The 22,022-nt window shown below is 39.3% G+C and carries 19 protein-coding genes; 9 read left to right on the top strand and 10 right to left on the bottom strand.

What is annotated here, in order from left to right; translation table 11 throughout:
* The first annotated feature begins 9 nt into the window (after window positions 1-9).
* From CYTFE_RS29705 to CYTFE_RS0123505, 7 genes are all read left to right on the top strand, one after another.
* Window positions 10-429, top strand: coding sequence for a Sec-independent protein translocase subunit TatA/TatB (locus CYTFE_RS29705; RefSeq protein WP_154665723.1), 420 nt, complete (start codon window positions 10-12; stop codon window positions 427-429).
* A gap of 15 nt (window positions 430-444) precedes the next feature.
* On the top strand, window positions 445-1,380 hold the full coding sequence (locus CYTFE_RS0123530; protein WP_027473824.1) for a calcium/sodium antiporter: 936 nt from the start codon (window positions 445-447) through the stop codon (window positions 1,378-1,380).
* A 12-nt stretch (window positions 1,381-1,392) separates the two neighbouring features.
* Window positions 1,393-2,043: an ABC transporter ATP-binding protein gene (locus CYTFE_RS0123525; protein WP_027473823.1), complete on the top strand. Its 651-nt coding sequence runs from the start codon at window positions 1,393-1,395 to the stop codon at window positions 2,041-2,043.
* Between the two features lie 6 nt (window positions 2,044-2,049).
* Window positions 2,050-2,811, top strand: coding sequence for a TIGR02757 family protein (locus CYTFE_RS0123520; RefSeq protein WP_027473822.1), 762 nt, complete (start codon window positions 2,050-2,052; stop codon window positions 2,809-2,811).
* 2 nt (window positions 2,812-2,813) lie between these two features.
* Window positions 2,814-3,524, top strand: a complete 711-nt coding sequence (locus tag CYTFE_RS0123515; protein WP_027473821.1) for a tRNA1(Val) (adenine(37)-N6)-methyltransferase — start codon at window positions 2,814-2,816, stop codon at window positions 3,522-3,524.
* A gap of 4 nt (window positions 3,525-3,528) precedes the next feature.
* Window positions 3,529-4,920: an MATE family efflux transporter gene (locus CYTFE_RS27965; protein ID WP_235208277.1), complete on the top strand. Its 1,392-nt coding sequence runs from the start codon at window positions 3,529-3,531 to the stop codon at window positions 4,918-4,920.
* An 86-nt stretch (window positions 4,921-5,006) separates the two neighbouring features.
* Window positions 5,007-5,723: a 2-phosphosulfolactate phosphatase gene (locus tag CYTFE_RS0123505; protein ID WP_027473820.1), complete on the top strand. Its 717-nt coding sequence runs from the start codon at window positions 5,007-5,009 to the stop codon at window positions 5,721-5,723.
* Between the two features lie 18 nt (window positions 5,724-5,741).
* Here the strand turns inward: CYTFE_RS0123505 and ispF are convergent, their stop codons facing one another.
* The 3 genes from ispF to porU all read right to left on the bottom strand — a co-directional run bounded on the left by ispF (window position 5,742) and on the right by porU (window position 11,358).
* Window positions 5,742-6,221 (bottom strand): 2-C-methyl-D-erythritol 2,4-cyclodiphosphate synthase, encoded by a 480-nt coding sequence (gene ispF, locus CYTFE_RS0123500; protein WP_027473819.1) that lies wholly within the window; start codon window positions 6,219-6,221, stop codon window positions 5,742-5,744.
* A 136-nt stretch (window positions 6,222-6,357) separates the two neighbouring features.
* Window positions 6,358-7,479, bottom strand: a complete 1,122-nt coding sequence (gene porV, locus CYTFE_RS0123495; protein ID WP_235208278.1) for a type IX secretion system outer membrane channel protein PorV — start codon at window positions 7,477-7,479, stop codon at window positions 6,358-6,360.
* A 45-nt stretch (window positions 7,480-7,524) separates the two neighbouring features.
* Complete coding sequence (porU, locus tag CYTFE_RS0123490) at window positions 7,525-11,358, bottom strand: type IX secretion system sortase PorU (RefSeq protein ID WP_027473817.1); 3,834 nt, start codon at window positions 11,356-11,358, stop codon at window positions 7,525-7,527.
* Between the two features lie 406 nt (window positions 11,359-11,764).
* Between porU and gldJ the strand changes: the two genes are divergently transcribed.
* Complete coding sequence (gene gldJ / locus CYTFE_RS0123485) at window positions 11,765-13,249, top strand: gliding motility lipoprotein GldJ (RefSeq protein ID WP_244880347.1); 1,485 nt, start codon at window positions 11,765-11,767, stop codon at window positions 13,247-13,249.
* A gap of 898 nt (window positions 13,250-14,147) precedes the next feature.
* Complete coding sequence (locus CYTFE_RS0123475) at window positions 14,148-15,446, top strand: UDP-N-acetylmuramoyl-tripeptide--D-alanyl-D-alanine ligase (RefSeq protein WP_027473814.1); 1,299 nt, start codon at window positions 14,148-14,150, stop codon at window positions 15,444-15,446.
* 29 nt (window positions 15,447-15,475) lie between these two features.
* Here CYTFE_RS0123475 and CYTFE_RS27960 read toward each other — a convergent pair whose 3' ends face one another.
* From CYTFE_RS27960 to CYTFE_RS0123435, 7 genes are all read right to left on the bottom strand, one after another.
* Entirely contained in the window at window positions 15,476-15,811 is a 336-nt protein-coding gene (locus CYTFE_RS27960; protein ID WP_052343398.1) for a winged helix-turn-helix domain-containing protein, read from the bottom strand.
* Between the two features lie 31 nt (window positions 15,812-15,842).
* Window positions 15,843-16,937, bottom strand: coding sequence for a molybdenum ABC transporter ATP-binding protein (modC, locus tag CYTFE_RS0123465; RefSeq protein WP_027473813.1), 1,095 nt, complete (start codon window positions 16,935-16,937; stop codon window positions 15,843-15,845).
* A gap of 23 nt (window positions 16,938-16,960) precedes the next feature.
* Window positions 16,961-17,656, bottom strand: coding sequence for a molybdate ABC transporter permease subunit (gene modB, locus CYTFE_RS0123460; RefSeq protein WP_200871471.1), 696 nt, complete (start codon window positions 17,654-17,656; stop codon window positions 16,961-16,963).
* Window positions 17,657-17,663: 7 nt separating this feature from the next.
* Window positions 17,664-18,467, bottom strand: a complete 804-nt coding sequence (gene modA / locus CYTFE_RS0123455; protein WP_052343397.1) for a molybdate ABC transporter substrate-binding protein — start codon at window positions 18,465-18,467, stop codon at window positions 17,664-17,666.
* Window positions 18,468-18,489: 22 nt separating this feature from the next.
* Window positions 18,490-19,725: a porin gene (locus tag CYTFE_RS0123450; RefSeq protein WP_027473810.1), complete on the bottom strand. Its 1,236-nt coding sequence runs from the start codon at window positions 19,723-19,725 to the stop codon at window positions 18,490-18,492.
* A 393-nt stretch (window positions 19,726-20,118) separates the two neighbouring features.
* A complete protein-coding gene (locus tag CYTFE_RS0123440; protein WP_044214269.1) occupies window positions 20,119-21,147 on the bottom strand; it encodes a glycosyltransferase family 2 protein in 1,029 nt (342 codons plus the stop codon).
* Window positions 21,144-22,022 (bottom strand): lysophospholipid acyltransferase family protein, encoded by an 879-nt coding sequence (locus tag CYTFE_RS0123435; RefSeq protein WP_027473807.1) that lies wholly within the window; start codon window positions 22,020-22,022, stop codon window positions 21,144-21,146. Before CYTFE_RS0123435 ends, CYTFE_RS0123440 begins: the two co-directional genes overlap by 4 nt.

Genomic DNA, 22,022 nt, shown 5'->3' with positions numbered 1-22,022 from the left:
AATAAAAATATGTATTTTGCTTTGTTTTCATTTGGAGGAGGAGAAATTTTTATCGTGTTGGTTGCGGTATTGGTATTGTTTGGCGCCAATAAGATTCCTGAGCTAGCCCGAATGCTAGGTAAAGGTATGAATGAATTCCGCAGAGCAACCGATGATATTAAACGTGAGTTTAGAGAAGGGGCCGACGAGTTTAAACAAGACCTGGAAGAAAGCAAAAGGGATATCAACCATCACATCCATGAGATAGGTGATACTATTTCAGAAACCAAGGACTATGATCCCTACGAGGAGATAGATGAAGAGGAAAATAGCACCCCGGAAGCAGCTCATACACTGGAAGAAAATAGCCCCGAACCAGAAGCTAAATCAGATATTAAAAGTATGGCGCAGCCACGTCCCAAGAAAACCAATTCGAAGCAAACCAAATAGACAAGAAAAAATAAGATGGCATTTTTAATGGTACTAGCAGGATTTGTCCTGCTTTTTTTTAGTGGCAACTGGTTGGTGAAAGCCAGCGTTCAAATTGCCAGACATTTCAAAATATCCACCTTAGTGGCAGGTATCACGGTAGTTGCTTTTGGCACATCAGCTCCGGAACTAATCGTCAGTCTTAACGCCGTATTTGATGGTGTACCTGACATCTCTGTTGGGAATGTCATCGGATCTAACATTGCCAATATAGCATTGGTACTCGGCATGGTAGCGCTAATCATGCCCATTAGTGTTAAAAAAGACAGCTCTGTTTTCTTTGATTGGCTTATCATGCTCATCGCCTCCCTCCTGTTTCTATTGTTTGTGCAAAATCACAAACTAGAACTGTACGAAGGCATCCTGTTTATGGTTTTTATTTCCCTGTATTTGTTCTATTCGGTATATAAATCACGCCAGAAGATGGGTAGATCGGGAGAGATCATCCTGGCTCCTGACATGAAAATGATATCCGCTATTGGATTACTGTCTATCGCTGCCATAGGTCTCTATTTCGGATCTGAATTGCTGGTAAAAGGTGTGATTGAAATAGCCAAAGGGTTTAATATTAGTGAACGCGTCATTGGTATTTCAGTGGTCGCTTTTGGCACCAGTGTACCAGAACTAGCTACATCTATCATAGCCGCCTTAAAAAAAGAAACCGCTATTTCCATCGGCAATATCATCGGATCTAATATTTTTAACATATTGGCTATCTTAGGTATAACATCCATACTCAAGCCCATTGGTGTTTCTCAAGAACTCATATCGGTAGATATATGGTGGATGATAGGAGTGGCAATATTACTACTCTTAACATTACTGCCCATGAAGCGAAGCATCATCACAAGATGGGAAGGCCTCATTATGATATGCACCTATATATTATATATGATTATACTTTTTACCTAACAAACAACGCAAATGATTTCAGCAAGAGGCATAAAAAAACAATTTGGTGATCTGCAAGTTTTAAAAGGCATTGACCTAGATATTAATAGTGGTGAAGTAGTATCCATTGTAGGCCCCAGCGGTGCCGGAAAAACCACCCTTTTGCAGATCCTGGGCACCTTGGATAAACCCAACGCCGGCGATGTGATCATTAACAATACCTCCATCCGCGATTTGTCTGAAAAAGAACTGGCTCAATTCAGAAATGAGAACATTGGATTTGTCTTTCAATTCCACCAACTTTTACCGGAGTTTAATGCCATTGAGAATATCACACTACCCGCACTGATTGCAGGAAAAAACAAAGCCAAAAGTGAAGAAAAAGCACGCTACCTTCTATCTTTTTTACAGCTTAATAACAGAGAAACACATAAACCTGCAGAGCTCAGCGGGGGAGAAAAACAAAGAGTGGCCATCGCCCGCGCGCTCATCAATAATCCAGCTGTCGTTTTTGCTGATGAGCCAACCGGAAGCTTAGATTCTCAAAACCAAGAAGAACTACACAAACTATTTTTTCAGTTGAGAGACGAATTTAAACAAACATTTGTGATCGTAACCCACGACCTTCACCTGGCTCACCTGAGCGATCGAGAAATTAAAATGAAAGATGGATTTGTACTATAACTACGGATGAAGCACCAAGAACTTAAAACTTTTTTAGACGAAAAAGTACTACAATATAATGCGCCCTCATTCATCGCCTCCGACCCCATATCCATACCTAAACTTTTTACACAAAAAGAAGACATTGAGATAGCTGGTTTTATCGCCGCTACCATTTCGTGGGGACAACGACAGGCCATTCTTAAAGCCGGCCATCGAATAGTAGACAAACTACAGCACGAACCCTTCAATTTTGTAATAGATGGTGATGTGGAGTCCATCCCCGACGGTCCGGTATACCGTACTTTTAATGGTGCAGACTTGCGGTATTTTCTAAAAGCCTTACGCAACATCTACTTAAACCATGGAGGACTAGAGACTGTTTTCACCGATGGCTATCTGCCCAACCAAAACATTCAAGAATCCATTGCTCACTTTCGAAAGATATTCATATCATTTCAAGACCCCCAACGAACCGCCAAACATGTAGCTAATGTACTTAAGGGCTCATCTGCCAAACGCATTTGCATGTATCTTAGATGGATGGTCAGGCAAGATAAGATGAAGGTGGATTTTGGACTCTGGAAAAAAATAAATAGCGCACATCTAATGCTGCCATTGGACGTACATACCGGCAATGTAGGAAGAAAACTAAATCTATTAACCCGAAAACAAAGCGACTGGAAAGCGGTGGAAGAAATCACCAATAATTTACGAAAGTTCGATACCACCGACCCTATTAAGTACGATTATGCACTATTTGGATTAGGTGTCTTTGAAAAATTTTAACAATGGCCAACAACTACTTTACTTTTAAACATTTTACCGTAAATCAGCATTTGGCCGCCATGAAAGTGGGTACCGATGGTGTTTTACTGGGCGCTTGGGCTCCTGTTGAAGGAGCAAAACACATATTAGATATCGGAACAGGAACAGGCCTTATTGCCTTAATGCTGGCACAAAGAAACCACCATGCCATCATTGATGCCATTGACATAGATGACCAAGCTTATCAGCAAGCCCTCATTAACTTTCAGCAATCGGCTTGGAAAAAACGATTAAAAGCCATTCATGGCAATCTACAATCGTATCAACCCAAGCTAAAATACGATCTCATTGTCAGCAATCCTCCCTATTTCAACCATGCATTAAAAAATCAATGTCAAAAAAAAGCACAGGCTCGACATACCGATAGTTTAAGCTATCACGAGTTAATACAAGGAGTGATTAAAAACCTGTCGAAAACAGGAAGATTTTGTGTAATTTTGCCAGCCGATGAGATGGAAAGCATACATCAGCTGGCCAGCTATCATAAACTTATTTTAAACAACATATTAAGAGTTAAACCAACCCCAAGTAAAGCGCCCAAAAGAGTGATACTGGAATTTTCATTTATGCACAAACAATTAGTACAAAATGAACTTATTATAGAAATGTTCGGAAGACACCAATATTCAGAAGAATATAAAATCTTAACAAAAGATTTTTATTTGGCCTTTTAAATGTATGATGCTAAAATATTTAAACAAATCCTTTTACCGAAAATACTCACCCCACTATTGGCCTAATTTAAAACTGGCTTTGCCTGTGGTATTATCACAAGCCGGACAAATGGTAGTTGGCTTGGCTGACACTATTATGGTAGGACAGCTGGGATCAACCGAGTTGGCTGCGGTATCCTTTGCCAATAGCATCTTTATCATTGGACTGGTGGTCAATATTGGTTTATCCATTGCCATTACCCCATTAATAGGAAAAGCACACGGTGCAGCCAACTCAACCCAATGCGGTTATTGGTTAAAACAAGGTTTAGCTGCAAACCTTATTTTTGCATTACTACAGATACTTGTTATGTATGGTATTTCCTTCGTCATGCCCTATATGGGACAAGACGAAGCTGTGATACAAACGGCCAACTCATACTATTTAATTCTGGTTTCATCTATTCTTCCCTTCAGTATTTTTATGGTATTCAAACAATTTACCGAAGGAATTGCAAATACCAGAATTGCCATGATCATCACCCTTGCTGCCAACATCATTAACCTAAGGCTTAACTACCTATTAATTTTTGGCAAGGGAGGATTTCCCCAGCTAGGCATTGATGGTGCTGGTTGGGCCACACTTATTTCAAGAATTATTATGCCCTTACTTTTTGTGGCAGCATTTATGTACCTACCCTTTTTTAAGGGTTACAAAAAAGCCTTTATAAAATCAAAAGTTCACATACAAGAAGTTTTCTCCATTATAAAAACAGGACTGTCCATTGGAGGACAAATGGTCATTGAGGTCTTTGCTTTTAGCATGGGCGCCATCATGATGGGATGGATCAGTGAAAAAGCCATAGCAGCCCATCAAATTGCAATATCCATAGCCAGCGTCACCTACATGATGTCCACCGGTTTAGCGTCTGCAGCCACCATCAAGGTAAGCAATTATCTAGGAGCAGGAGAATGGAATCACTTAAAGCATGCGGCCTATGCCATTATACATAAGGTGATCATATTTATGGTCTTTACAGCCATTCTCTTTATTTCATTACGCAACTTTTTACCCACCCTATTTGTGGCTGATCCAAATGTGATTTCCATTGCATCCAAGCTGTTGGTTGTAGCTGGTATTTTTCAGTTATTCGATGGTTTACAGGTGGTTTGGCTAGGCAGCTTGCGAGGATTAGAAGATGTAAAAATGCCTACTGTAATCGCATTTATTATCTGGATCATATGGGCACTACCCATTTCATATATCTGCGCCTTCATATTAAATTTAGGTCCAGTAGGCATCTGGATTGGATACCTCACTGGCTTAATGGCAGGAAGTATTCTGCTACAAATAAGATTTAAAAACACCTACCAAAAGCTAAGCAAATACAGCAAGCACAACGATACAAACATATGAAACGAGCCATGAGAGTGATCTCTCACACAGGTGAATGATTATCACGGCGAGTTCCATATGACCATTAAGAAACAAATTATAAACATATGAAACTAGATATTATACTAACAGCCCAAGAGGTATATCCTCAAAAAGTAAAAGGAAAGACCGTAATTGTAATAGATGTACTCAGGGCTACCTCCGTTATGACTACTGCATTAGCCAATGGAGCCCATCAAATCATACCTGTTTTATACCCAGAAGAGGCCTTTGCTTTGCAAAAAAAAATAGGAAAAGAAAATGTGATACTGGGTGGCGAACGCAATGCGATACCCATTGAAGGATTTGATTTCGGAAACTCCCCCTTTTCTTACCCACCCGAAATCATAAAAGATAAAACATTGATCATTACAACCACCAATGGTACACGAGCTATTATAAACTCCCGAAGTGCCTCCCAACTCTTAATTGGCTCATTCTTAAATGACCAAGCCATCATTGAAGCAGTAAAAAAACAGGAAGAAGTGGTCATCGTAGCTTCCGGGTCGAACAATCTATTCACGCTGGAGGATTCACTTTGTGCAGGAAAAATAGCACACCAGCTACAAGGTCTCGTCGATACAGACCTGAGTGATGCAGCTATCGCCATGGCTCATTTATATGAGCAAAATAAAAATAATTTACATGCTTTGGCATCCCAAGGGCAACACTTCAAGCGACTAAAAAAATTAGGTGCCACCAAAGACCTGGAATATTGCTTTCAATCGAACATAACAAAGGTAATTCCGACCTATACCCATGAAGGCACTTTGGTCTGCTTATAGTCCTATGCTATCTTCACTTTAATCCTTTTGTATCAACACGGTGGCATAAGCAGCAATACCCTCTTGTGTACCCACGAACCCAAGTTTTTCAGTTGTAGTTGCTTTTATGGCAATATCCTCCGAATCTATTGACAACACATTGGCCAAAACTGATTGCATTTCAGGAATCAAATACTTTAACTTGGGTTTTTCGAGGCATATAGTACTATCAATATTACCGATCTCGAATCCTTTGTTCCGTATTATCTCAATGGTTCTTTTCAGTAGTATTTTACTATCAATCCCCTTATAATCGTCGGAAGTATCCGGAAAATGAAAACCTATATCACGCATATTAGCGGCACCCAGCAATGCATCACAAATCGCATGTATCAGCACATCACCATCAGAATGCCCAATAGATCCTTTTGAGTGCGGAACGTGGATACCACCAATCCACAACTCCTCTCCCACACCTAGTTTATGCACATCATAGCCAAAACCTACTCTTATCTTCATACTTAAGCATTAATACAACCAAAATAACCGGCTCCTACCCTGGTCAAAAATTTCGCCAACCGGATTAATCATTATACGAATCGAATAGCTTCAGTCAGCTATACCCACTAACTGCACTAATTCCATCGATCAACCATTATTTCCCCATCTCATCCAAATTGAACCCCAAGGAAAAACGAATGGTATTGGCCAATGGATTATTCTGCGATACAGAAATAATATAGGATGCATCAAAAGTGAACATATTAAACTTAAGACCTGCACCGGCGGTGGCAAACTTCCTATTTCCAATCAACTCATCTTCGTGATAATAACCGGCTCTAATGGCAAATTGCTCGTTGTACCAGTATTCTCCCCCCACTGATATTCGTAGATCTTCCACAGCAAAATCACCAAAGGACTGAAAAAAAGATGCAGGAACAGAAAGCTCACTTTTATCTTCACCTACTTCATTTTTAGCCACCATATAACGATTCACATCCAACGAAAAACCCACTTTATTATACTTGTCTATTTCAACATTATAGGCACCTCCGATTCTTAAATTGGTAGGTAAGAACTCCTGTGTTCCGCCATCATCGTATGATATTTTCGAACCCACGTTTGAAATATTAATACCAGCCGAAAGATCACCTTCTCGTCCACCCCACTTCACTTGGTTCAAATAAAAAAAGTTTAAATCAGCGGCAAAGGCGTTTCCTGGAAGTCCGGCCTCCGTTCTTGTTCCATTATTAATATCAGAGCGTATGTACCTAAAGGCAACCGAGCCCGATATATGATCCGACAACATCAAAGCATAGGCGGCATCAATGGCAAATTCGTTGGGTTTACCTTCTGCTGTTCTGTCACCTGCTTCATCTGTAAAATAAATAGAACCCAAGGAAAAATACCTCAACGAAGCACTTACCGTTTGCTTTTTATCAATACGACGAAAGAAAGTCAAGTAGTACAAGTTAATATCATCTACCAGATCCCTTAACCATGGTGTATAAGAAAGAGACACTCCCATTTCCTGATCCAAGAAGGCATATTTAGATGAATTCCAATATTGCGAATAGATATCCGGAGAAGTAGCTGCTCCTACATCACCCATAGAACCACCTCTAGAGTCGGGTGTAATGGTTAAAAATGGTGTTGCTGTACGTGGAAAAGCTTCTTTCACCTCATCCTGCGCACTAACCCTAACTGCTGAGATCACAAAAAACGATAATATAATTAACGTTCTACTATATCTGTTACGCATAAAATAATTGTTCATAATTAATATAAGACTACAAATGTAAACTCTAAAATTTTAAAATTATTATGGCATTACCATAATTTTTCCTGAAACTTCTCCTTTTTTTTCTGTTTGAGAGGTTACTATAACTTTAAACAAATAAAGACCGGCATCCAAAGCACTTCCGTCACTGCTCAACGCTTTCATTTCGATAGGAGGAACACTTCCAACCAATGACACCACCGAACTGCTTTGTGAGGAAACGAGCCGTCCAGCCATATTAAACAACATGAGCTGCACATCCAAGCGGGCATTTGGCTCGTCATGATTAAAGGATACATAACTTACTCCACCCGGTACCACAGGATTTGGAAACACAACAACATCAGAAACAGCTAAACTTCCTCCTGATGAAACAGTAAAGTTTAAACTACTGGTGGATGAATTATTATGGGTATCCCAAGCCTTAAGCGTTAAGGTATGACTCCCTTCCTCCAATGATGACAACTGATAATTTATATATCCTTGCTTGTAGTTATCCATTTCAGCCTCAAAATAATTGTTCAACACAATAACATTCGTCTGATCTCCATCTATGACACAAGCAATATCATGTCCAATTCCGTTACCCGTGGTATTTATACCTGACTCATCAAAAATCTCGGCTAATAAAACCGGTGAAGAGCCTACCTTAGCTCCATTGCTGAAACTACTGCTATTCAACCACAAGTTAATCTGAGGACCTTCATCATCCTCCTCAGCATCATTATCAATACCTCCTATTACTATATCCGAAAATGCACCAAAGGCCTGCACTGTATTTTCATCAGAAAAAGCATAATAACTAATTTTTCCATTGTCAAAATTATACTTGATGTCCTTTGACACTACAAATTCAATTTCAAACTCACCATTATTTACACTGGCAGGACCTTTGAAAATAACATTATCATAGGCTTCATAGGTAAATGGTTCTGCACCATCATTCCCCCGGGTAGTTATTTGGCTTTGCTTATCAAAAACAGAAACAAAGATCTCACCATTAAAATCAACACGCGAAGTATCATACAGGTTCACGACCTCACCAACCAGACTGACCTTGCTCAGCGCACTGACGCTGTCCAGTAACTCTTTTTGGGTGTCATCAATCACTTTATCATTCAGTTTAAGTGTTCGCATTCCCAGTTGTGGGTATATCAGTCGAATGGCCGGATCACCCAATAATGAGAAATTTAATTTATTAACACTGGCCGAAATATTATTTTTGGTTTGCTTCATTATCTCTCCAAGAGTATAAGGCAAGCCATCCTCTCCACGCTCAAATACATAATTATAAAAACTGGTATTTAAGATCTTATTCTGACTTGAATATACAATACGCGTGGTGGTAAATAAGGCAATACCTCCCCCCAAGGGGTTAAGAAAAACCTCTTCCCCTGCCGAAGTATAATCCTTGTCATCGAAACGACTAAACTCACAAGTCGCGGTCACAAACAACGCCAGTTTATCAATGTTATTCCAAGATTCGATATGTTCTTTGGTAATCACCTTTTCATGTGCCAACAAAGAAGGGCCTCCATGTCCGGTATAATTGAATACCAAAGTACCGTCTTCAATGGCATTACCAATATCTTCTTCTAGGTCGGGTATAGAATGCCCCGAGATAGTGGTGATCTTTTCGTAATTATCGAAATAAAACTTAGATATATTAAACTCCGGATGATTCCTCTCCATCATAGTAGTTAAGCTATTGGCATCGCTCATATGTATATTGTTATCACCATCATCCCCTACGAAGGTCAAAAGGCTCTTCCATTGATCATTGGACTGCTCATAGTAATATTTATACGTCTTATCAACTGCATTCACAGCTTCTTCAATGGTGTTAACAGGGAAGCGACCAATACCAATATCTACCTTATCTAAAATTACATTATCACCTTCATTATCATCCAATAATCCCAAATAATCATCCGTCACATATGAGTTCGTTGAATGTATGGAGTTATCAGACTGATAAGTCAATATCTTATTGGTATTATCTGCAATTCCTTGCCTATTGTCATATGATCCATCTCCAAATAACAAGAGATTCTTAGGCTTTTTACTGGCATCTTTACCCGCCCTATCATACAACATCTTAACAAAACTACGTACGGCCGTAACATCTGGTTTTCCCGAGGAGAACTCATTATATACTTGATCGGTAGTCACCACCAAGTAAGTAGTACCATTATAATTATGATGTATCTCTCCAAGCCGTTTTGCCTCACTCTCAAAATCTGGATGACTGACGATGACATAATCTACGTTAGTACTGGCATGCAAATTCTGATTACTTACATTCTCCACGAATTGTGGGGCAGGGAAATCACCATCCGGATCAAAGGCCACAAACTCTCTCAGTTCCTCCGCCTCATAATTAAAACCATAAACAGATTCCAATGCCGACATACTAACATGTAAAGGCACCAAAGGATTGGTCACATCCCACACTTCCAGTCCCTCACCATTTTCAATCTCATACCTCACCGTATTACCGGAGGCCACAATATCTAAATTTCTAAATAACAATTCGTTTTTCACATAACTGAGCTCCCGATCAACATTGAGACATATGTAATCCAAATAACCAATGGCCGACGCAGTTTCCAAGTCTAATTCGTAATTAATGGTTAATTCAATCTCATTGGAATTATTGATGAACTTACCGTCCAAGACGCCTTCACGCGCATAATAGCTTGTAGTGCTTGTTGTATTAACGCTATAAATACTCACCTGATCAATAAAGTTTCCATTAGCCGATAAGGACAAAGAGCTTGTGTTACCTGACCGGGCAGCCAACTTAGCATATACCTTGGCATAAGAAGATTTTCTCACATGATCAAATGTAAAATTGAAACTCCTACTCGATTGCGAATAGTAGTCAAATTTTTCGCCATACCATACATTGCCTGATTTCAATAAATTAATCACATCCTCATCATGGTAATCATAATCCTGAAAATAATCTACCACCTCCTTATAATGATCTAATTGCAAGGTCGACTCCTCCAACTCAAGAGATGCGCTTTCTTTTTCCGTAATAAAGTAATAAGAATAATTACTATATCTATTCTTTTCGTGGGTAAACATACCAATGGAAGTATCATAATTCCATACCACAGGACCTTCGGCAAAGAAATAAACCGCGTTATCATGGTGCCATAAGGCATTTTCTACCAGATCATCATTACGAAACTCATCATTTGCTGCCGGTAACATTCTTCCACCATTCCCATATACAGCCACATTTTCAGGGTTCGAAATACCCCAGTCGGCAAGTGTGGAGTATGGAATCTTATGAATACCACTTTGCGCCACACTCACTTTTATCCAATCACCTGTACTTAAAACAGAATTGGAAGCATATTCTGACTGACTTTGCGCACTTTTTAATGATTTCTCCTCTGCAATATCGTAAGATATGTCAAGTGTATAAGCAACTAATTTTTTAAATGTAGGCGCATCATTAGGCTGAATCAATGGATTTAAAGTAAGGTCTAAAAAATATTGATTTCCACTTTGCGATAAGGAATAATCCACCTTGACTTCTGGTTGTAGACCTTTATTTCCCAACATCACATGTTCCTGAGGAGTAGGCCACACAAATTTCATATCATTCACCTGTACAACCACATTCTCTGGTTTACCTGGTGTCGAGAGCCGAATAGATTTTTTCAAGGCTGGTAAATCTGTTTCTGGACTGACATCACCCATATCAGAAAATTGAGGCAAAAAATGTTGTTCACCCCCCTCTTGAATCGTTAGAGGCTCCCACCATTCAACTTTATTTTCATATTTAAAGCTTATTTGACCATTAAGAACAATACTCAAAACACAAAAAAGCCCGCACAAACCAATCTTTCTAAATCTCATATATCAATATTTTCCAGCGCCACAAATCAATAACCTATTAACGCTTAAACCACATATGTTGTTTTATCCCCAACAAAAATAAAAAATTGTATAAAAAACACTTCCCATACAAGATTTCAAAAAATACAACGTTTACATGAATGAAATATTACATCATTCTGAATAGGTTCAACGAAATTATGATGGATGAAGTTTCCTTTATAGGAAAACTAATTGTTAATAATTCCTATTTTTATAGGTTGAGTTACAAAGCATCCATAAAAAATTGAAAAGAAAGATTTCAGGATTATAACCTTTTTCTATTTTTGCAGTATAAGGCTAAAGATGTAGATTCCAAAAGGGATTCGAACACATAAAATGAACAAAAGAGATAACTTAAAGATTATATTTCGCTATGAGGTTTAAAATGAGACTTTTCCACGTTATGCTTGCACTAGGAGTTGTAGCAATGACTTCTTGTAGTAAAGGTGGTTCCGGTAATGTTTCTTCCGCAACTGGATGGGAGTACAACGCTCCTGAAAACGGGGGATTTGAATATTATGATGGATATGAACAAGAACTAGGACCCGGACTAAGATTTGTTGAAGGTGGTACCTTTATCATGGGTAGAGTAGAACAAGATGTTCTTTACGATTGGAATAATGTACCCAGACGAGTAACCGTTCCTTCATTTTATATGGATGAGACGGAAGTTAAAAATGTTGATTACCGTGAATATTTATACTGGATCAACAGAGTTTTCGTTGAATATCCTGAGGTTTATAAAAAAGCTCTTCCTGACACCTTGGTATGGCGTAGGGCATTGGCATATAACGAACCTATGACAGAGAACTATTTCCGTCATACGGCCTATAGCGAATACCCCGTTGTTGGTGTTAACTGGCTACAAGCCAATGATTTTTGCCAATGGCGAACAGACCGGGTAAATGAAAACATACTTGTTAACATGGGTGTTCTTGAAATGGACGTAAACCAACAAGGAGAGAATAACTTTAATACAGAGGCCTATTTATACGGACAATATGATGGTATTGCCGGTAAAAAGCCCATAGAAGATTTAGATCCTAACAAAGATAGCAGACGCGTTCGTTGGGAAGACGGATACCTTTTACCTCGCTACCGCCTCCCTACCGAAGCAGAATGGGAATATGCAGCCCTGGGCTTAATTGGCAACTCGCAAGAAGAACGCATGACTAACCGTAGAATATATCCTTGGGATGGTCATATTACCAGAAATTCAGAAAAAGGTGAAAGAGGTAAAATGATGGCCAACTTTGTAAGAAGCCGAGGTGACTACATGGGTATGGCTGGCGATCTTAACGATGGTGGTGATATAACCGTTGATGTACACTCCTATTATCCCAACGATTATGGCTTATATTGCATGGCCGGTAACGTGAATGAGTGGGTAGCCGATGTGTATCGTCCACTATCATTTGACGAAGTTGATGAGTTTAGCCCCTTCAGAGGTAATGAATTCAAAACAAAAGTACTTGATGAAGAAGGTTATCTGGTAGAAAAAGACAGCTTGGGTAGAATTCGTTATAGAATTGAAACCGACAAAGATATACAGGATAGAAAAAATTACCGTACCGGTGACAACCGTAATTTTGGTGATGGCGACGCTCAATCAAACATTTCCTTAGGAAACCAGTGGTTAGACAATGAGCAGGATACAAAAAATATGTATGGTCAGCATACTGGAACAATGGGTTCTTTAATCTCAGACAGAACACGTGTGTATAAAGGTGGTTCATGGAGAGATAGAGCTTACTGGTTAAGTCCTGGTGCCAGAAGATATTTGGATGAACGTGAGGCGCGTGACGACTTAGGTTTCCGTTGTGCAATGACACGTGTTGGAAGTCCAATGACAAGCGGCAAGAAAAAATAATCATAAAACACCTCATAAAAAAAAGGCTGGAACAATTGTTCCAGCCTTTTTTTATGCCATTTAAACGCACATCATAATGACAAGAACACTTAAAAAAAGCGATAAAAAACGAGCAATTGAGACGTTTCGATCCCTTTCCAATAAAACCCTTCACCCCGGTAGTGATCTATTGTTATAGACTTTTTTGGCTCTTTTTGTGGCAATGACAATAACGAAGTTATCATGAGAACCTTTGAAAACAAGCCTTACCGAGTAATTCGGCGCAGCCTGATCATGAGGACCTTTGAAAACAAGCCTTCCCGAGTAAACTAGCGAAGCCTGATCATGAGGGCCTTTGGAAGTATACCTCCCCGAGTAAAAAGGACATTAACGGAAGTTTCAAAAGCAAAGAAAATTATCATATAAGTTAGAAACATTGCTCTCAATTAGATAACGGAAGTACCAATGCTGCAGCAGAATCTTTCAATGCAAAAGAAAAGGATTTTAGAAGACAATTCAGAGGTGTTGTTGAGGTAAAGTTCTTCTTGTTCAGATTAACAAAAATATCTGCATGATAGCTATAAACAACATTTATACCCAACTTTTGGCAATGACCCCACATCCCTTCACTTCAAAAAATATACCTAAGCAACTCAACTGTCCCATTAAATAGTGGCTGCAAGAAAACTACTGTTTTTTCTGTCTTTGATAAGAAAGCTTCAAAGACAAGGCTTTCGATATTTTTGAAACCAAGGAGTTTACTGATTGTAAATGACTGTTTCAAAAATGAGAATAACGCAGTATTTGGAGTTTTCTTGCAAAGACTAAATAGACAACTCACCCACTTAAAAAAAACGCCCCCTTATCCTATCCAACAATAATAAGCTGTATTTTATTAAAATAGTTCTATTTTTGTGACATGAAGGATATAAAGGATATTTACGATATTTTTAAGGCTTCCACAGGCATCTGTACCGACACAAGAAACATTCGGGAAAAGAGTTTGTTTTTTGCCCTCCGAGGAGCAAGTTTCAATGGCAACTTATTCGCTGCGCAAGCTCTAAAACAAGGGGCACTAAAGGTCGTCGTTGACGATCAAAATGTCGTTCAAGGTGAACAGTATATACTCGTAGACGACGTACTGAGCACCCTACAAAAATTAGCCACATATCATCGTAGATCATTAAATATCCCTATTATAGGAATTACCGGAACCAACGGCAAAACAACCACCAAAGAACTCTCCCAAGCAGTACTCAGTAAAAAATACACTTCATTTGCTACACGAGGAAACTTCAACAACCACATAGGCGTCCCCCTCACCCTCCTTGCAATGGATGAGCGTACCGAAATTGCAGTGGTAGAAATGGGAGCAAACCACCCGGGAGAAATAGATCTCCTATGTCAAATCGCAGAACCTAACCTAGGTTTAATAACAAACGTAGGCAAAGCCCACCTGGAAGGATTCGGATCCTTTGAGGGCGTAAAAAAGACCAAGGGAGAGCTGTACCGATATATCGAAAATAAAAAAGGGCTCTTATTTGTCCACAAATCCAACTCTCATTTATTAAGTATGTTGAAAACGGGTGCCCAACACTTTTACTATGGGAATGATGCCGATTGCAAGGTATGCATTACACATCTACATGAAAGCCCTAAGCTATCATTTACATGTAAAATAAATGGAGAAGAAGTTCAAGTAAACACCCAACTTATTGGAAGCTACAACTTGGAAAATGTACTTGCAGCCATATCAATAGGAAGCTATTTTGGTATTCAACCTCCACTCATTGCGGATGCCATATCTACGTATATCCCTGAAAACAACCGCTCTCAAATGGTTGTTTCTGACCAAAACAAAATACTATTTGATGCATACAATGCCAACCCCACAAGCATGAAAGCAGCCTTGGAAAATTTTGTGGCTTTACAAGAAGACAATAAAGTAGTGATGCTGGGAGAAATGAAAGAGTTAGGCAACGACAGCACACAAGAACACACTGAGATTCTGAACTTTTTACGGAGCAACCAGTTTGCTAAGGTGTATTTGGTGGGAAAAAATTACAAGGCACTGATAAATAAAAACGACGAATTTATCTGGATGGAGAACGTGGAAGCGCTTATCAAAGAGATTACCACCTCCCATATTCGTGATGCCTTTATTTTGGTAAAAGGCTCCCGAAGCAATAAACTTGAGCAGCTCAAGGGTATTTTATAACCAACAAAACCTACTCTTTTTCAACAAGATCATTCCATCAGATCTATCTTACAATCTCCCATAAGATGGATAAGAAGGCTTTCTAACTTTTGATATCTTTTCAGAAGTAACCTACCATTGCCTGTTAATGTGGCAATTCCCCCTCCATTGCCACCCCGTTTTGTTATCAGCAAGGGAGTTGCTAACTTGCAATTGGTCTTATAAATTAAATTCCAGGCATGCGAATAGGACATACCCAGTTTTTTCACTGCAGAATTTAGTGACCTAGAATGTTCAACTTCTTTCAGAATATCAATCACCCGGGGATGTATGACGAAACCATCACTGGTTTCAATGGAAAACGTTCCTTTTATCATTAACTCCATATCTCTTCTATTTATCTATTACAAACGCATATTAGCCTTGCCCAATCACATCTATAGCCACAGACTTAAACAAACACCAGACTGTACTTCCTTTTGAAACAGCAAGCTTTTTCACAGAATCACTGGTCACTTCCACAATCAAAGGAAACCCAACATCAACAATACACAATTTCAAATGCCCACGATCAATAATATCCGTAACGATACCCTTCAATTGGTTATGGATAGAGATATCTTCATGGTATACTTTTGACAAAGCAATATCATCGGCATTGATAAAAACTTTTATCATCTCCCCAGTCTGATACTTCTTTCTATTTTTCAGGCAATAAATGGTTACCTCTTTTTCTAAATCAACACCTTTAAGCGTCCTTAGTCCGTAATCAGGCTCCACTTCTGTCACCTGCATGTTGATGGCATTTAATAAACTATTGGCACCCAATATACCACTTAGCTCCTTCCTCTGTATCAATTGAAGATAATGATCATGTCCAATACATTTACCATCTTTCACCAAGAAAAGACGGTGACTCAATTTGAGAAGATCCGTGATATCATGACTAACCACCAAGATAGGGATATGCAATACTTGATGAATTTTAAGTAGAAAAGGAATGATTTGGTTACGAATATTTTTATCCAAAGCAGAAAAGGGCTCGTCTAATAACAACAACTTAGGACAAGCAAATAATGCGCGGGCCAAAGCTGTCCGTTGTCTTTCACCACCTGATATTTTGGCAGGTTTACAATGAAGCAAATGTCTGACAGATAGCATATCCACTATCTGATCAAAACCCAAGCCTTTGTTCCCAAACCTCTTTTCACCATAACGAATATTCTTCTCAACCGTCATATGCGGAAATAAACGTCCCTCCTGAAATACATATCCAATATTTCTTTTATCCACAGACACATTCTTATTTTCCGAAGCATTATAAACCACCTGCTTACCTACCTTGATACATCCGGTGTCAGGCTGAGCAAGTCCTGATATAGAATGAAGGATGGATGTTTTACCGGAGCCACTGGGGCCAAAAATACCAGTAATGCCATCATCAAAAACCTGATCCACTTCTATATCAAAGTTCTTACGTTTCAATTTTATATCAATATAAATCATCTTCATTTTTTAAGTATCCTACACCATCCTCATTTTTCCTTTTGCATACCTTTAATCATCCTCTCAGAAAGCACCATAGCCACCAAAGCAATGCTAACCGACACCAAAACCAAACGAAAGGTTGCATGTTCACCGTCTGGCACTTGCATATATGAATAAATAGCTAGGGGCAGGGTCTGGGTATGCCCTGGAATATTGCCCGCAAAAGTAATAGTAGCACCAAACTCACCCAAGGAGCGTGCAAAACACAATATTGTTCCCGAAATAATACCTGGTAAAGACAAGGGAACAGTAATCCGAAAAAAAGTCTTGAACCTCCCGGCTCCCAAAATCCTGGAGGCCTCCTCTAAACCAGGATCTACCATCTCAATAGCCGTCCGGACAGATCGTACAAACAGTGGAAAAGACACCACCAAAGATGCAATCACTGAAGCCTGAAAGGTAAAAGCTAATTTTATATGAAATACATCATAAAACCAACCTCCGATCATACCATTGGACCCCAGGATAAGCAGCAACAGATACCCTGTGGTTACAGGAGGCATCACAAGCGGAAGATGTATTATACTCTCAATGACTGACTTACCCCAGAAATGATGACGTGCCATGACATACCCTACCGTCAAAGCCAATGGTAAGGCTATTAGCGAACAATAAAACGCTACCTGAACAGACAGAACAACCGCTTGTAATTCTGCTTTACTTAAAGCCATCGTCTCATACATGCAAGTGCTATTTAAAACCATGTCGATCCCAAATAGGTTTACACATCTCCGATTGCATAAAAGCATAAAACTCTTTGGCTTTAGGCCTATCGTTGCAAACAGAAGCCACAAATAGGATAGGCTCATGTGAAACCAGCGGAAAGGCACCTACTATTTTCACTTTAGCCGATTCAATGGCATCCGTTAGATACACCACACCCAAAGGCGCTTCTCCAAGCTCAACAACCATCAGTGCCGAACGTACATCCTTGGCTGGAAGAATATGATTTATTAGCTCACCATACCAGCCGTAATAGCTCAGAGCCTGTTTTGCATATTTTCCTGCCGGCACATGCGATGGGTCTCCCATCGCCAGTCTTCCTTCACCCAAGGCCTCCAATATATTTAGTGAACTATCTATATGGGAAGTCTTTATGGTACTATTCAAGGGTGCAATAAGAACGAGTCTGTTGCTAGCTACTATGGATGTATATCCGGGCTGAACAACACCCAAACTATCGACATAATCTGCCCACTTTTTACTGGCCGAAACAAATACATCCGGCGCTTCCACCTGCTTTATTTGACGAGCTAAGGTACCACTGGAAGCAAAGTTAGTCTGAACCCTTACGCCATAACGTTTTTGATACGCATCAATTATTTCATTTAACACATTGCTTAAACTCGCACCAGCATAAAGCATCACAAAATCTTCATTTTTAAGGCTGGCCTCCGTCCTACGGGTGTTTGAAGAATGACAAGCAGCGATCAGAACCACCATGGCAATGGCGATTATATGGATCCTTGATTTTTTTAAAAAACGATATTCCATAAGATTATTTTATAATATTAACTTATAACTTCCATTGAAAACCCAAACCCAGATAATCTCCGGTATTTGAAGCTACACTTCCCTCTTGCACCAGATAATGCACCGACAATTTAAATCGCTCCTTATTCAAATACCAGTTCACACCCACATCCAGCGTATGATCATCACCCACATAATTATAGACAGACTTAGATCCAGAACCCTCGAAGCGATCATAGGTAAGCACCGGCTCAAAAAATTCATGACCCAACATCAAATTGTAAGCAAAGCGAATATGCCATTCCTTTCCATTAAAGTGACCATACCCCTCCGCAGTGCGCTTCAGCTTAAAGTATTCTCCATCCAATCTAAACCCCGAATAACAAAATAAAATATCCATCCCCCATGCGTATGACGAATCAAAACAAACGGAATCATTTGACATACCTGCAGCTTGAGAAGAAGCACCCAGCCCTAAGGAGATACCCTTCCGTTTACCCCAGTCATTTCCTCGCAAGCGATATTTATAGCTATCCTGTTCCAGATCTCCCAATGAAAAAATGAGATGGCTGGTATACAACCTCGCAGGATGTTGCGCCTCCATACTTTGTGTCGGTTCAAAGGTTCCCACGCGGTATGAGAATCCAAACCCATTCATATTTTTTTGTCCTCCCAGGGCCATACCACTTTCAATTCCATTTCCTTTACCCGTCAAAAACTTACGCAAATACCAATTGGCACGAGTTCTATCAAAAGAACCTTGTGTCCAGGCGACGGTACTATACTCCCGACTTATCTGCGCCCAGAAATAACCCACATGAAGATTCAACAAATCATGCTTTGGAGATAACTTAGCCGTCATATAGGCATTCCATATATCCACCCCTTGATACGAACCCTTGGTTGAGGCAAATGGATCCTCGCCTATCCTATCCATGCTCAGCTGTAAGCTATAACGAAGCCACGAGTATGGCGATCCACTTCCTCCAAAACGTAAACGCCTAAGAGAAATATCTCCGCGATTGGCATATGTACGATCTCCCTGCTCCTCATTGATACTATAAGTAGCCCAGGCTTCCATCACCACCCAAGGGCGAAAACACTTATCAGCCTGCCATTGATTCCATGCCCTCAAATGAGAAATATCCTCACTGGATGCTCCGTTTTTCGAGAACCCTGCCGTACACAGATGCGCCATAAAAACCAATACCATTAAACCAGTTCGCCCAGAAGCATGCCTGCGTTTCTTTTTATTTATTAAATATTTTAACCAGAACATATTTAAATGTTTTATTCGTAATAGACCTTCTACTATATTCTCCGGTTTTCTTCTAAACCACAGAAAATTTTCGTTATACCATTGGAGAATAACGGCGATATGCCGGTTTCAGATAACGTGCCAAACCAACAAACAACACAAAGCCACCAACAACACATCTACCTGTATATATGCCTATTACAAACAGTTTAAAACACAAAAAACAAAAGAATACCAATCCTTCATATACTACATTTTTGTAGTATAAAAAAGACACAATAAGACAGGAATGTCATATAAAACGAAAAGTAGGAAGAGCGGACCAAGTGTAAACTACGGATCCACATGTAGAATGAATATATCAAGCGTACATAAATGTTATCCTAAAAAGAAGAACGAAGAAATGGTCATACCCTATAACATACCATCCAACTCACTATATGAAGATTTCTTTTTTATAAAAAACTGAACGATAACAGAATGAGAATACATTTCAGGATGCTTATTACAAATTACATATTTTAAATTGTGCATTCTCTTTTTATAAACACTCAAGAAAGAAGCATAAAAACTAAAATGTGCTTTTAAAACGGACCAACAACTATATATCTTTCCTGAAAGAAGGAATTTAACAGCAGCTAAGCCATCTAATATCATTCTCAGAAACAACTTAAAAAACCACTTATTTTTGGGTAGATTTTTAATCAGTAAAAACAAGTTATTTCTGAAATTAAGATAGACTTTTTGAGGATTCGTATAATCGAGTGTTGCGCCTCCCAGATGAAAAACCTCACTATTGGCAATATAACGAATGTCCCATCCCCTATTCTTCAAACGCCAACAAAGGTCAATCTCCTCCATATGTGCGAAGAAATCCTCATCCAAACCACCAGTTTCAGTATATAATTTGGAACGTATCATCATAGCAGCACCACTGGCCCAAAAAACAGAAGCTGATTGATTATACTGACCTTTATCTTCCTCTATCACATCAAATATACGTCCCTTACAAAATGTAAAACCACATGGATCAATATACCCCCCTGCGGCTCCGGCATATTCAAAATAAGTAGGCTGACGATAACTCTTGATTTTAGGAACGCAAATAGCCGTTTGAGGATGAGTCTCCATCTCCTGAATCAAGGGTGGAAGCCAATTTATACCAGGTGCAACATCTGAATTCAGCAAAACAACGTATTCAGACTCCACTTGTTGGAGAGCCCGGTTATAGCCACCGGCAAAACCGTAATTATTATCCATACGAATAACTTTTACGCTCGGGAACTTATTCTCTATAACTTGTACAGAATGATCAGTAGAGGCATTATCAGCCACTACCACTTCCACTCCTTCAAGCTTTGAATGCTCAATAACGATCGGCAAAAACTCTTGCAGGAGTTTTTCTCCATTCCAATTTAGTATAACAACTGCTACTTTGGTCATTTCAATTTAAATACGTCTTCCCGTTTTCGCTTCCATCTTTTATGCGACCAAAGCCAAAATTCAGGTTTCTCCTTTATAATATTTTCCAGGTGTTTGGTATGCAGATTGGTTATTTCATACTCTTTGGTTTCTCTGGGGTTTTCCACCAACGGCTCCACTTTCAGCTTATAATAACCTCTTTTAATTTTATCAAAACGAAAAAAGACCACCGGACAATCAAGCTTAACCGCCATTTTCTCAGCCCCCAGGTGAAGGGGTGTATCCTGATTTAGAAAATCAGAAAAATATTGAATTTTATTTCTGGCTGGAGTCTGATCAGAGATAACGCCAATCACAAAACGCTTATTTTGCATTCTCAACTTATACACAGAACGATAAGATGTTTTCATACTAAAATTTAACGTTCCCCATTTAGAACGTAAACCCAGCATAAATTTGTCATAAGCCTCACTTCTCAAAACGTGATAAATTTCACAGCCTTGTGCTTTAATAAACAAATTAATAGACGGTATCCACTCCCAGTTACCATAATGTCCAAGCACGGCAATCACATCCTTACCTTGATCAAAATATTCATCCAATAGCTCCAGGTTCTCAACCTGCACATGTTCTTTCATTTGAGCCTCGGTCATACTAACCAGCTTAAAGGTCTCAAAAAACAAATCACAAAGGTGATGAAAAAACTTGGTAGCAATGCGCTTCAATTCATGTTCTGATTTCTCGGGAAAAGAATTACGCAAGTTATTCATAACCACCTTTCGTCTATAACCGGATATTCTGATCAAGAAATAAAAGCAATCTGAAATTATAAAAAGACCCCACAAAGGCAGGTGTCCTATCAGTTTTATAAATAGAAGGCCAATTTTTACGCCCAT

Source organism: Saccharicrinis fermentans DSM 9555 = JCM 21142 (assembly GCF_000517085.1).
Taxonomy (GTDB): Bacteria; Bacteroidota; Bacteroidia; order Bacteroidales; family Marinilabiliaceae; genus Saccharicrinis; species Saccharicrinis fermentans.
This window is presented reverse-complemented; position numbering and strand designations above follow the sequence as displayed.